Source organism: Actinomadura meridiana, assembly GCF_039537545.1.
In the GTDB taxonomy this organism is placed as follows: domain Bacteria; phylum Actinomycetota; class Actinomycetes; order Streptosporangiales; family Streptosporangiaceae; genus Spirillospora; species Spirillospora meridiana.
Genome location: NZ_BAABAS010000007.1, coordinates 285,792 through 298,100, shown reverse-complemented (window position 1 = coordinate 298,100; position 12,309 = coordinate 285,792). Strand labels below are relative to the sequence as shown.

The following is a 12,309-nucleotide window of genomic DNA, read 5'->3' as shown; positions in this document are numbered from 1 at the left end:
GCCGCGCCGCCACCGGCGACGATGCCCTCCTCGATCGCCGCGCGGGTCGCCGAGATGGCGTCCTCGAGGCGGTGCTTCTTCTCCTTCAGCTCCACCTCGGTGGCGGCGCCGACGCGCAGCACGCACACGCCCCCGGCCAGCTTCGCGAGACGCTCCTGGAGCTTCTCCCGGTCCCAGTCGGAGTCGGAGTTGTCGATCTCGACCTTGATCTGGTTGATCCGGCCGGTGATGTCGTCCGCGGAGCCCTCACCGTCGACGATGGTGGTTTCGTCCTTGGTGACGGTGATGCGGCGGGCGCGGCCCAGGTCCTCCAGGCCGATGGAGTCGAGCTTGAGGCCGATGGCCTCGCTGACGACCTGGCCGCCGGTCAGGGTGGCCATGTCGCCCAGCATCGCCTTGCGGCGGTCGCCGAAGCCCGGCGCCTTCACCCCGACGGAGGTGAACGTGCCGCGGATCTTGTTGGCGACCAGCAGCGCCAGGGCCTCGCCCTCGACGTCCTCGGCCACCACGAGCAGCGGCTTCTTGGTCTGGGCGACCTGCTCGGCCAGCGGCAGGAACTCCTGCACGTTGGAGATCTTGCCGTCCACGATGAGCACGTAGGCGTCCTCCAGGACGGCCTCCATGCGCTCGGGGTCGGTGACCATGTGCGGCGACAGGTAGCCCTTGTCGAACTGGAGGCCCTCGGTGAACTCCAGTTCGAGGCCCATGGTGTGGGCCTCCTCGACGGTGATGACGCCGTCCTTGCCGACCTTCTCGAACGCCTCCGCGATCAGCTCGCCGATCTGCGGGTCCTGCGCGGAGATGGTCGCGACGTGCGCGATCTCGCCCTTCTCCTCGACCTCGCGGGCCGTCTTGAGGAGCTGGTCGGACACGTACTGGGCGGCGACGTCGATGCCGCGCTTGAGCGCCAGCGGCGACGCCCCGGCCGCCACGTTTCGGGTGCCCTCCCGGACCACGGCCTGCGCGAGGACGGTCGCCGTGGTGGTGCCGTCGCCCGCGATGTCGTTGGTCTTGGTCGCCACTTCCTTGGCGAGCTGGGCCCCCAGGTTCTCGTAGGGGTCCTCCAGCTCCACCTCGCGGGCGATGGTGACACCGTCGTTGGTGATCGTCGGCGCGCCGAACTTCTTGTCGATGACGACGTTGCGGCCGCGCGGGCCGATCGTCACCTTGACGGCGTCCGCGAGAGCGTTGACGCCGCGCTCAAGAGCCCGGCGAGCGTCCTCCTCGAACTCCAGGATCTTCGCCATGCGGATTCTCCTCTTTCACGCGATTCGCCCCGACCGGCCCGCCGAAGGCGGCGCCGACCGGGGCGGGTGCATCACGTTCTCGGTGATTACTTCTCGATGACGGCGAGCACGTCGCGGGCGGAGAGGACGAGGTAGTCCTCGTTGTTGTACTTGACCTCGGTGCCCCCGTACTTGCTGTAGAGCACGACCTCGCCGACCTTCACGTCGACCGGGACGCGCTCGCCCTTGTCGTCGACGCGACCCGGACCGACGGCAAGGACGGTGCCCTCCTGGGGCTTCTCCTTGGCGGTGTCCGGAATGACCAGGCCCGACGCGGTGGTGGTCTCGGCCTCAAGCGGCTGGACGACGATGCGGTCCTCGAGCGGCTTGAGAACAACCTTGGTGGCGGTCGTCACGATCTGACCTCCCCTTCGATTGGTCCTCGGCCGACCACGGATGGCCGGCCAGCACTTTGTGACAGAAGAGGCGACCCTGGACCGGCCTGCCGTCGCGGGTGTCAGACCGACCTTCGTCGCTGTTTGGCACTCTCAGTCGGAGAGTGCCAGTCATGGAGACTATTCCGTGCCCGGTAAGCAGTCAACACGGACACGGAGCGGCACGGCAGTCGTCGACCCCTGTTCACCGGCGGCTAACTTCCCCCCATGGACATGGTGTCATTCCAGGCTTTGCGGGGCCCGTCCGGCCAGGCACTTCTCGCCGAGGCGACGGATCTGGACGTGACCGACGACGGTCTGCTGGCGGCGGCCTCCCGGCTGCGCGAGCGCCACGATGACCCCGGGGTCGTGCGCGCGGCTCTGACTCAGGTGCGGTTGCGCAAGCGCGCGCGAGTGAAGTTCGGCGGCGACGCCGACCGCATGTACTTCACGCAGAAGGGGCTGGAGCAGTCCACCCGCGCGAGCGTGGCGTCGTATCGTGCGCGGCGCTTCGCGGACCGTCTGCCTGGTGCGCGTGTCCTGGAACTGGGGTGCGGGATCGGCGCCGACCTCATCGCGCGAGCGCGCGCGGGCCTCACCGGGGAAGGCGTGGAGCTTGACCCTCTGACAGCCGAGGTGGCTGCGGCCAACGTGGCCGCATTGGGGTTGGACGGTCTCGCCTCCGTGCGGGTGGGTGACGCGACGCTGGAAGACCCGGGCGGGTTCGATGCCGTGTTCGCCGACCCGGGTCGGCGTACCGCGCGAGGCAGGGTCTTCGATCCGAAGTCGTACCAGCCGCCGTTGGACGTCGTTCTGGGCTTGGCCGGGCGTGCTCCCGGCGCGTGTGTGAAGGTCGCGCCAGGTATTCCGCACGAGGCCGTCCCGGACGGTGCCGAGGCGGAGTGGGTCTCGGTCGGCGGCGACGTCAAGGAGGCGGCCCTGTGGCTCGGCGCGCTCGCCGGGGACGTGGGCCGGCGCGCCACGCTGCTCTCGTCCGACGACGATCCACAGGTGTGGACGCTGACCCCGCGAGGCTCGGGCGACCCGGACGTGCGCGCGTGGGGCCGCTACCTGTACGAGCCCGACGGGGCCGTGATCCGCGCCCACCTGGTAGATGAGGTCACGGAGCTGGTCGGGGGCGGGCTCGCGGATCCGCGCATCGCGTACATCACGTCCGACCAGTTGCTGGCCACGCCGTTCGCGTCGGCGTACGAGATCGACGACGTGCTGCCGTTCTCGGTCAAGCGCCTGCGCGCGGAGCTGCGGCGCCGCGAGGTCGGCGTGCTCACCGTGAAGAAGCGCGGCTCGGCGGTGGACGTCGACCAGCTCCGCCGCGCCCTCGGCTTCGGTGGGCGCCGGGCGTCCGGTGGCCCGTCCGGGGAGTTGACGCTGGTGGTGACCCGGGTGGGACGTGACCCGGTCGCGCTGCTGACCCGTCCCGTCGGAAGGCCAGGTCCGGCCCTCGCGTGACATCGAGTCCAAAGATCTTCCCGGCGGCCCGACCGGGCCAAGCCGGACAGCGCGACGCGCCATGCGCGGGCAAATCATCGACGTTTTCCGGCATCGGTTTCACCAGTGATCGCGGGCGCCCGGCAATGCCGCGAACCCGGCCGCTAATCCACGCGCCGTGTTCGAGAAGGCCCAGAACACCAAGCCGAGTTCAGCGACCGGGCCTTCCGCGCCCCTGAATACGTCATCGAAATGGCGCGTCCCCGCCGGGCGGCGGCACATCGCGCCCACGGGTGCCGGTCGAGCGGCGACCGGCGTAGGGCGACATGTACCGACAGGGCCCCACCTCTTGACGGCCCGTCCACGTCCCCCATCACCACAATCGCGTCCATAACCGCGAACCAGGATAATTTCCGCCCAGAGGTAAAGCGCGACTATTCGCCCCAGCCGGGTAACAGGCACATTGCACCGAACTCACAATGTTCTCTGCCAGCAGGTTTAGCGGCTCCGCACACGCACTACAGTGGCGTCTCCAGAGATTCATTTGCCGTGCGTCATTTCGTCGCGCCGGCACACGAAGGAGCATCGGGTGGAAACGAATCACAACTTCCTGCAGACGGGGGGTCAACCGGTTTCGGATCGGATGCGGGAGTTGCTCGCCCGTGCGGCGCAGGACCACGTCTATGAACAGCGCTCACAGGGTCAGGTCCTGGACGAGATCCGCCAGCGTCTGGAAGGGATGGAGTGGCTGCTCCGCGAGGTCCGCGAACGGGAGCTGAGCGGGCTGACCGGTCAGCTCGACACCGTCCGCGGCCAGGTCGACGAGCTGACCGGCAAGCCCCCGGAGTGGGCCGAGGGGCTGGCCGAGCACATCCAGGCGTTCGGCGAGCGCGTCAAGCCCGTCGCCGAACTGCCCGCGCTGTGGGCCGACGTCGGCGTCGTCGCCGAGAACGTCGACGAAGGGCTTACCCGCATCCAGTCCGTCCTGGACTCCGCGCAGTACATCACCGACGCCGCGCAGCAGGCCGCGCAGCGTATGGACGAGATGACCAAGCGGATCGACAAGCTCCAGGGCAGCATGGAGGCCGCGTCCGTCCGGTTCAACCGGCTCGACAAGTCGCTGGCCGAACTGGGCCACCGGTCCGAGCGGCTGGAACACTCGATCAACGGCGTCACGTCGCGGGTCGACCAGGCGCTCGGCGAGATGGCCGACCGGGTCGAGCAGGGCCTGGAGGCGGTCAACGGCCGCGTCGAGGGCGTCGGCGGGCGGCTCGACGGCCTGGACGGGCGCCTCGACGGCGTGGACGGCCGTCTGGAAGGGCTGTCCGGCAAGGTGGACGGCCTGGACGGCAGGTTCGAGGGCGTCGAGAACCGCGTCGACGGCGTCGGCGCGCGGATCGACCGGCTGCCCGACACGCTGGAGATCGCCGAGGTGCACCGGCTGCTGGGCGAGTTGGCGGCGCGCCCGCCCGCCGACCACGGCGACCGGTTCGACGCGCTGGAGAAGCACCTGGCCGACGCCGTCGACCCGCTGATCGAGGAGCTGCGCGCCCGCCCCGACCGCGACGAGGTCAGGGCCGCCATGGCGCGGATCGCCGAGTCCGCCTACAGCGACGTCGCCAAGCGCATGGACGAGTTCTCCCGCCGTTTCGAGGACGTGCACGACGACGTCCGCAAGCGCATCGAGGGCATCCACGATGAGGTCGCCAAGCGGGTCGACGGCGCGTTGGAGGAGTTCACCGCGCAGGTCGACATCGTGTCCCGCCGCGTCGAGTCGGTGCACTCGGACGTCACCAAGCAGGTCGAGTCCGTCCACACGGAGGTGTCGCGGCAGGTCGGCGGCGTCCACGACGAGGTCGGCAAGCGCCTGGGCGACATCCACGCCGACGTCACCCGGCAGGTCGGCGTCATCCACGAGGACGTCGTCAAGCAGGTCGGCGGCGTGCACGAGGAGTTCGCCCGCCGCGTCGAGGGCCTCCAGGACGACGCCGGACGCCGCGCCGAGGTCGCCCAGGCCGAGTTCGCCAAGCGCTTCACGCATGTCGAGGACGAGGTCGGCCGCAAGGTCGACGGCGTCCACGAGGATGTCTCCAAGCAGGTCAACGCCGTGCACGAGGACGTCCTGAAGCGCCTGTCCACACTTGAGGAGACGATGCTCGCCCTCGCCGAAGCCCTCCTGCGCCCCCGTAGGGACGCCAAGGACTGATCGACGGCGGCCGGTGCCCTCGCCGGGGAAGGGGGAGTTCCCTCAACTCCGGCAGGGACCGGCCTACGGGTGGGGCCGCTCGCGGGCCCCACCCGACCACATTCGGACGCCGAGAAACACGGCCGACCAGCTGAGCGGGGAGTAGCCGAGGTATCGACCATCTCAATCATCGCCTCCGCCGTTACCCTCACCGGGCCCCGGTAGCGCCGCCCACACCATCTTCGATGCCAAACCCCTCCTCCCTCGCCTGCGCCTCGCTTCGACGCCGACCGGGAGTCCCTGGCCGAAGACGACCTCAGACGTCTGGACGCACAACATGGCATCGCCATGTCCGCCCCAAACCTCCAAACACGCCAGCGTGGGCGCCTTGTGACAATCGGGACGCCGAGCACCGAGAAAGCGGCTACCGTGATATATCTCACAATGGGGCCACGCGCGTACGCAATGTCGCTCCGCAGGCAGCAGAAACTACGCTACGCATCACCAAAATCACAAAGGGTGCATGATATTGCACCCGACTCGGCAGTCAGCGCGCGTGTAAGCTACCGGGAAACCGAAACTCGTGGTTTCACCCAGCAGTTCAGGAGAGAAAATGCGAATCGGCAGACTCGCCGTCTGTGCAACAGCATCCTTAGTCGCCGGCGCGACCGTCTTCTCGGCAGCGCCCGCACAAGCAGCCTGGGAATCATGCCCTTCTGGTTACGGTTGCTTCTACCGACTTCATTGGGGCAACAACGGTCAGGGCCACTTTCAGTTCTCCGGCGACAACAGCAACTGGAATTCGTACGGTGTGACGGGCGAGGACGCTTCTGCGTACGACCACGGGACCTCCTCGCTTTACCTCAATATCTACGATTACAATGGCCACGCCGACTACTGCATGACCCGGACCCACAAGTTGGACTGGGTCGGCAACCGCGGCGGCTCCAACTTCTGGAGTTCCTCCCCGAATACGACATGCAACGTGGACGGCACATAGATCTTCCCGGCTGCTATGGCGCCCACTCTCAAGAGTGGGGCCATAGCATCTTAATTCACGAGATCGTTGACAGGAAAGACTCACATGCGCAAGATCACGTTCGCGGCGCTGTTGCTTGTCGGCCTGGCTGGCTGTTCGTCCGGATCAGAAAATACTGCGAAGAGTGCACCGACCCCCACCGGCGGACTCGGTAGCCAGCCCGGGATCGGCGTGAAACTCAGTCCCGAGGACGATAAGACGATCATCCTCGCCACCGAGTTGGCGGTGCGCAGTTGCATGGCGAAGGCAGGCTTCAAGTATTTCCTCTTCGGCACATCCGACAACAAGCCGGAAGCAGGTGAAACGGTACCGTTCGGCCAGACCATAGAGCAGGCCCGTGTCAACGGTTATGGCGGAGACCCCCGTAAGGGCGCTCACCCCGAGACGGGACGTCCGCAGGAAGACGCCAACACTCGTTACGTCGCCACCCTGTCCACGACCGAGGCGACCCGTTACAACATCGCGCGTGATGGCAAGCCGAACGATGAGATCGTGATCCAATTCCCTGGCGGCGGCAGGGAAAGATACCCCCGAAGTGGATGCCAAACTGTCGCGCTGCACAAACTCTATGGTTCGCCGGAGCGCTACGCGCAGCACCAGGTCTTCGCGGCAACTGTGGTGCAGGGCACGGAGAAGGCGATTGATGCTGATCCGCGAGTCATGAAAACCCAGAAAGCATGGGCTGACTGTGTACGCAAGGCAGGATATTCATATCCCAATCAGACGGCGATGATGAACGCGGCGTTGAATCCCTATCATCATGCCACTGGCGATCTCACGAAGATCCGTCAACGGGAGATTCAAATAGCGGTTGCCGCCGCAACCTGCGATCGCGACACGAATACCACGGAGACCTACGATCGTGTCACGCAGGAACTCTACGACAAACGGCTCGGATCACGGCAGGGAGAACTTGCCGCCTACATCCAAATCCAGAAAGATGTGGTGACGAACGCTAAGAAGACCATTCAGAACGGGGGCTGATAGTGGCGCCTCGCAAGAGCAGGCTTGTCCTGCTCGGTGTGCTCGGCGGCACCACCCTGACCTCCCTCGCCGGCTTGGGACTGTCCACTCTGATCAAGTCCCCTCAGCAGGTCGCGGCCGAAAGCGCTCCCCCCAGCCGCTCGGTGCTCACCTCCGAGGTGGTACTACGGCAACTCAGCAGGACCATCGCCCTGCGGGGGACAACCACCGCTAAGGCATCCGTAACGGTCCAGGCATCTGCCCCCGAGGGGACGAAGGCAGTAGTTACCAAATTGCCGGTGCGTGCGGGAAGCAGGGTACGCGCGGGAACGGTGGTCGTCGAGATTTCCGGCCGTCCGGTTATCGTCCTGCACGGCCGATTCCCCGCCTACCGTGACGTCCATACTGGTGACTCTGGCCCAGATGTGCTGGAGCTTCAGCATGCGCTGGGCGAGCTGGGACTGCCCCCCGGAGCGGATTCGGGCGTCTTCAACGCAGGAACCGCGAGGGCACTCAAAGCACTGTACAGCCGCCTCGGATACCGCCCTCCTCGGGAAAGCGTCCCAGTGACACCCACGGGATCCCCTGCGATCAGCCCGGGACGTGGGCAGATGAAGATGTCTTTTCCGGCCAGTGAGGTCGTGTACATCCCTGACGCTTCCGCGACCGTCGATGATCTCCAGGGTAGGGTCGGGAAGGAGGTCAAGGGCACGGTAATGTCCCTGGCCTCCGGTGGACTGAATGTTCGGTCCCTTTTGTCGCCGGAGAATAGACGCCTAGTCTCTATTGGCCAGCTCGTATTGATCTCTTCCGATCAGTCAGGGACCACGAGATCAGGCCACATCAGCGCGATCGGCCCTTACACATCCGGCACGCAGGGAAGTCCGCAGAGCACGCCAGACCCGGGTAGCGATCCTGCTGCCGCGAACCCGTCCGAGGGCTCAGACAGTTCCGGTCACCCGCTGATCGTCAAACCAGGAAAGACTCTCCCCGCCGACTGGATCGGTCAGGATTTGAAATTGACGATCACAACGGCGTCGACTTCAGGAAAGGTGTTGGCGGTTCCTGTGTCGGCTGTGTATGGAAGCGCGGACTCGACCACGAAAGTAATTAAGTTGCTCCCAAACGGTAAACAACAGCGCGTCGAAATCCGGACCGGCGCCTCCGCCGACGGCATGGTCGAGGTGATCGCCGAAGGCAATGCACTGCGCCCAGGGGATCGGGTCGTAGTCGGAAGATGATGCCGCCGGTCATCGAGTTCACCCGCATCGGACGCACCTACCCCGGCCCCCCACCGGTCACGGCCCTCAAAGGCGTGAACCTGGTCGTTCGGCGAGGAGAGTACGTATCGGTCGTCGGCCCTTCAGGATCAGGGAAGTCAACGTTCCTCAATTTGATTGGGATGTTGGATCGGCCTACGACGGGTACCTATCGGTTCGACGGCATCGAGACAAGCGGCCTAAGGGAGAAGCAACGCACCGCACTTCGCGGCAGGCGTATCGGTTTCGTTTTCCAGGCGTTCCACCTGCTCCCTCATCGGAACGCCGCAGAGAACGTTATGCTGTCGCAACTTTACGTAGGGGTCAATCGCAAAGAACGCCGACGACATGCAACCGCGATGCTCGACAAAGTGGGCCTCTCGCACCGTGCCACTGCGCTGACCTCCCAGATGTCAGGAGGTGAACGTCAGCGCGTGGCCATAGCACGGGCGCTCGTGAACGAGCCGAGCCTCCTACTGTGCGACGAGCCAACAGGGAATCTGGACAGTAAGACAGCTCACGAAGTCATGTCCCTCATCGAATCCTTGCACGCGAGCGGGCTCACCGTACTACTGGTCACCCACGACGAATCACTCGCTGCCCGCGCGTTGAGAACAGTCATGATCCGGGACGGGTCTCTGACCGAGTCGATTGGTGAGACCAGGTGACGGCACGTCGCCGTAACGCGGCCGGGCCCGTCGAGAAGCCCACCCGGCTGTCCTTCTCCGACGTCATCATGGAGGCCGTGGACGCAGTTCTGTCACGGCCGACCAGGGCGGCTCTGACTTCCCTCGGCACCTTGCTGGGCGTCGCGGCTTTCGTCTCGGTTCTCGGTCTTACGGCTACCGCGTCGGGACAGATCAGCGCCAGCTTCACCAGGCTCGAAGCGACCCAGGTGATCGTCGAGGACCAGGTGACCGGCGACGACTCGCTCGCGTTTCCCGCTGATGCTGAGCAACGGATCGCACATGTCAACGGCGTCCGGGCTGCCGGAGTGTTCTGGGATTCCGGAGCCGGAGGTCGACAAGTATCGGCTCGCCCCGCTGCCCGGGCCGATGAACAGCAGCAGATCCGTGTGGTCGCGGCTTCACCGGGGATGCTCTCCGCACTACACGCCAGCATCAGCACGGGCCGGTCCTTCGACGACTTCTCCCGCCGTACCCGACAGCAGGTTTGCCTTCTCGGCGCAACCGCCGCCAAAGAACTCGGGATTACCGACCTCACACACGATCGGGCCATCTTCATCGAAGGCCGTGCCTTCGTCGTCATGGGAATCTTCGACAACGTTGACCGGATGCCCGAGACACTACTGAGTGTGGTCGTCCCCGACGCCACCTATACGGCTCTGTGGGGGCCACCGCGGCCGGCCGAAGCACGGATGCTGATCGACACCCGGCTCGGTGCCGCAGCCGTCGTCGCCAGCCAGGCAGCGGTTGCGCTGCGGCCGGACAACCCGTCGCGCCTCCACGCACTTCCACCGCTCAGCCCAACCCAGTTGAAGAGCCAGGTCAATGACCAACTCCAGGGCCTGTTCCTGGTGCTCGCCGCGATCTGCCTCGCCATCGGTGCCGTCGGGATCGCCAACACGACCCTCGTCGCTGTTCTCGAACGCGTCGGCGAGATCGGGCTCCGCCGCGCCCTGGGCGGGCGCCGGCATCACGTCGCGCTCCAGTTCCTCACAGAGTCAGCGACCCTGGGCCTCCTTGGGGCGATGGCAGGCACCAGCATCGGCATCGCAGCCGTGATCAGCGTCGCATGGGTGAAAGACTGGACGCCGCTCCTCGCACCCGAAACAGTGCTGCCCGCACCCCTCGTCGGCGCCATCACCGGCCTCGTCGCGGGACTTTACCCGGCATGGCGAGCGAGTCGGATCGAACCGGCCGAAGCACTGCGTCGCTGAGTCTTCGATCACAAGGCCGGCGAAGCACGTCCGGTAGGACATGCGACTAGTGAGGTGGTCCGGCCGCCGCAGGCCACCTGAACCCCGTTCGGATACCGGACGGAATCCGCGTGGTTTGTCCGGCAAACAGCCGTGACGGCCCACGATCCTCCGTCAAGCAGAACCACGATGACGTGCATTTTGTTACGTTCCGTCTTCGCAAAATCACTCCCAATACTCAACGGAATCCGTTTTCATGGTTCAGGTGACTCGCACACCGGCTCCCTGCCTGCCGACCGGCGCCGCCCCACCCGGCCACCCGACGCTGCGCTGGGTCGAGGAGTGTCTGGGCAAGGGCGCCGAGGTCCGCATGGTGCGGCCGCTCGCGGGCGGTGGCGCCCACGCCAATCACGCGCTTCTGGTCGAGAGCCGCTCCGGCAGCGCCCACCATCTCGTCCTGCGTCGCTGGACGTGCCGCGAACCTGACCCGGCGCGCCGTCCGCACGGCACCGAGTTCTCCCCCGAACGCGAGATCGCCGCGCTCGCCCTCCTCGCGGGCTGCGAGATCCCGACCCCGGCGCTGGTCGCCGCCGATCCCGCGGGCGCCTACTGCGACGTCCCGGCCCTGCTGATCACACTGCTCGGCGGCCATCCGCCCCGTCCGTCCTCGGACGACCTGGCCGAGTACCTCATCCAGCTGGCGGCCGCGCTGCTGCCGGTGCACGCGCTGAACGGCGCGTCCACGATGCCGCCGTACGTCCCGCACAACCGGCTGGACGATCGGCCCGCGCCACGGCACGCGCTCCATCCCGGCCTGTGGGAGCGGGCCTACGAGGTCGCCTCCCGGCCCGCGCCGGAGGCGCCGGTCCGCTTCATCCACCGCGACTACCACGCCGACAACACGCTCTGGTCGTTCGGCAAGCTCACCGGCGTCGTCGACTGGTCGGACACCTCGTCAGGCCCCATCGCCATCGACATCGCCCGCATGCGGCGCGGCCTCGCCCTGCGCTACGGCCCGCCCGCCGCCGACCGGTTCCTCGCCACGTTCGACCAGGTGTCGGGCGGCTACCCGCACGACCCGTACTGGGACGTCCGCGACCTGCTCGACCTGCTGCCCGAGGACGAGGACCGCGTCATGGACGAGGCCCACGTCCCCCTCTACGAGGACTACCTCTCCAGGCTCCTCGCCGACTGCTGACCGGGTGCGCGCGCCAGCCCGGACCGGTAGGCGATCACGACGAGCTGGGCGCGGTCGCGGGCGCCGAGCTTCATCTTGGCCCGCTGGACGTGGGTGCGGACCGTCAGCGGGCTGACGAACAGCTCCTCGGCGATCTCGGTGTCGGACTTGCCGTCCGCGACCAGGACCGTCACCTCCCGCTCCCGGGCGGTGAGGGTCGCGATGTCGTCCGACAGGGCCGGTTCCACGCCGGGATCGGGGGCGGCGAGGAACCGGCCGATGAGGGAGCGCGTGGCGGTGCCGGACAGCAGCGCGTCCCCGGCGGCCACGGTGCGGATGCCGTCCAGGAGCCCGTCGGCGGAGACGTCCTTGCCGAGGAAGCCGCTCGCGCCCGCGCGCAGGGCCCGTGCGACGTGCTCGTCGGTCTGGAACGTGGTGAGGATGAGGACGCGGGTGCCGCGCAGGTCCGGGTCGGCGCAGATCTCCTCGGTCGCGGCGAGGCCGTCGGAGCCGGGCATCCGGATGTCCATGAGGACGATGTCGGGCCGGTGCGTCCGGGCGAGTTCGACGGCCTCGGTGCCGTTGGTGGCCTCGCCGACGACCGCCAGGTCCTCGCAGGAGTCGATCAGGATCCGGAACGTCGCCCGCAGCAGGGTCTGGTCATCGGCGAGCAGCACGCTGGTCGTCATCGGTTCCTC

At 66.9% G+C, this 12,309-nt stretch carries 11 protein-coding genes; 8 read left to right on the top strand and 3 right to left on the bottom strand.

Going from position 1 to position 12,309, the window contains the following annotated elements:
- Both groL and groES read right to left on the bottom strand, forming a co-directional pair.
- The coding region (gene groL / locus ABD808_RS19450) for a chaperonin GroEL (RefSeq protein WP_344898603.1) at window positions 1-1,247 on the bottom strand (1,247 nt) is incomplete at its 3' end.
- 86 nt (window positions 1,248-1,333) lie between these two features.
- On the bottom strand, window positions 1,334-1,642 hold the full coding sequence (gene groES, locus ABD808_RS19445; RefSeq protein WP_067454521.1) for a co-chaperone GroES: 309 nt from the start codon (window positions 1,640-1,642) through the stop codon (window positions 1,334-1,336).
- A 246-nt stretch (window positions 1,643-1,888) separates the two neighbouring features.
- Between groES and ABD808_RS19440 the strand changes: the two genes are divergently transcribed.
- From ABD808_RS19440 to ABD808_RS19405, 8 genes are all read left to right on the top strand, one after another.
- Window positions 1,889-3,130 carry a class I SAM-dependent methyltransferase gene (locus tag ABD808_RS19440; RefSeq protein ID WP_344898601.1) on the top strand — a complete coding sequence of 414 codons (1,242 nt, stop codon included), beginning with the start codon at window positions 1,889-1,891 and terminating at the stop codon, window positions 3,128-3,130.
- A 622-nt stretch (window positions 3,131-3,752) separates the two neighbouring features.
- Window positions 3,753-5,315: a hypothetical protein gene (locus tag ABD808_RS19435; protein WP_344898599.1), complete on the top strand. Its 1,563-nt coding sequence runs from the start codon at window positions 3,753-3,755 to the stop codon at window positions 5,313-5,315.
- 592 nt (window positions 5,316-5,907) lie between these two features.
- Window positions 5,908-6,294: a hypothetical protein gene (locus tag ABD808_RS19430; protein ID WP_344898597.1), complete on the top strand. Its 387-nt coding sequence runs from the start codon at window positions 5,908-5,910 to the stop codon at window positions 6,292-6,294.
- Between the two features lie 84 nt (window positions 6,295-6,378).
- A complete protein-coding gene (locus tag ABD808_RS19425; RefSeq protein ID WP_344898595.1) occupies window positions 6,379-7,317 on the top strand; it encodes a membrane lipoprotein lipid attachment site-containing protein in 939 nt (312 codons plus the stop codon).
- Between the two features lie 590 nt (window positions 7,318-7,907).
- The gene (locus ABD808_RS19420) at window positions 7,908-8,537 is read left to right on the top strand and encodes an efflux RND transporter periplasmic adaptor subunit (RefSeq protein ID WP_344898593.1); all 630 of its coding nucleotides are present in this window, start codon (window positions 7,908-7,910) and stop codon (window positions 8,535-8,537) included.
- Window positions 8,534-9,223 (top strand): ABC transporter ATP-binding protein, encoded by a 690-nt coding sequence (locus tag ABD808_RS19415; protein WP_344898591.1) that lies wholly within the window; start codon window positions 8,534-8,536, stop codon window positions 9,221-9,223. Before ABD808_RS19420 ends, ABD808_RS19415 begins: the two co-directional genes overlap by 4 nt.
- Window positions 9,220-10,455, top strand: coding sequence for an ABC transporter permease (locus ABD808_RS19410; protein WP_344898589.1), 1,236 nt, complete (start codon window positions 9,220-9,222; stop codon window positions 10,453-10,455). Before ABD808_RS19415 ends, ABD808_RS19410 begins: the two co-directional genes overlap by 4 nt.
- Window positions 10,456-10,690: 235 nt before the next feature.
- Complete coding sequence (locus ABD808_RS19405) at window positions 10,691-11,632, top strand: phosphotransferase family protein (protein WP_425548947.1); 942 nt, start codon at window positions 10,691-10,693, stop codon at window positions 11,630-11,632.
- Here the strand turns inward: ABD808_RS19405 and ABD808_RS19400 are convergent.
- Window positions 11,602-12,300: a response regulator transcription factor gene (locus ABD808_RS19400; RefSeq protein WP_344898585.1), complete on the bottom strand. Its 699-nt coding sequence runs from the start codon at window positions 12,298-12,300 to the stop codon at window positions 11,602-11,604. The two genes, ABD808_RS19405 and ABD808_RS19400, sit on opposite strands and share 31 nt — an antisense overlap.
- Window positions 12,301-12,309: the final 9 nt, after the last annotated feature.

Bases quoted from the DNA above. Each gene is read 5' to 3' on its own strand.
- ABD808_RS19425 (WP_344898595.1), top strand. From the start codon at position 6,379: ATGCGCAAGATCACGTTCGCGGCGCTGTTGCTTGTCGGCCTGGCTGGC.
- ABD808_RS19415 (WP_344898591.1), top strand. From the start codon at position 8,534: ATGATGCCGCCGGTCATCGAGTTCACCCGCATCGGACGCACCTACCCC.
- ABD808_RS19440 (WP_344898601.1), top strand. From the start codon at position 1,889: ATGGACATGGTGTCATTCCAGGCTTTGCGGGGCCCGTCCGGCCAGGCA.
- ABD808_RS19430 (WP_344898597.1), top strand. From the start codon at position 5,908: ATGCGAATCGGCAGACTCGCCGTCTGTGCAACAGCATCCTTAGTCGCC.
- ABD808_RS19400 (WP_344898585.1), bottom strand. From the start codon at position 12,300: ATGACGACCAGCGTGCTGCTCGCCGATGACCAGACCCTGCTGCGGGCG.
- ABD808_RS19405 (WP_425548947.1), top strand. From the start codon at position 10,691: ATGGTTCAGGTGACTCGCACACCGGCTCCCTGCCTGCCGACCGGCGCC.
- ABD808_RS19420 (WP_344898593.1), top strand. From the start codon at position 7,908: ATGAAGATGTCTTTTCCGGCCAGTGAGGTCGTGTACATCCCTGACGCT.
- ABD808_RS19435 (WP_344898599.1), top strand. From the start codon at position 3,753: ATGCGGGAGTTGCTCGCCCGTGCGGCGCAGGACCACGTCTATGAACAG.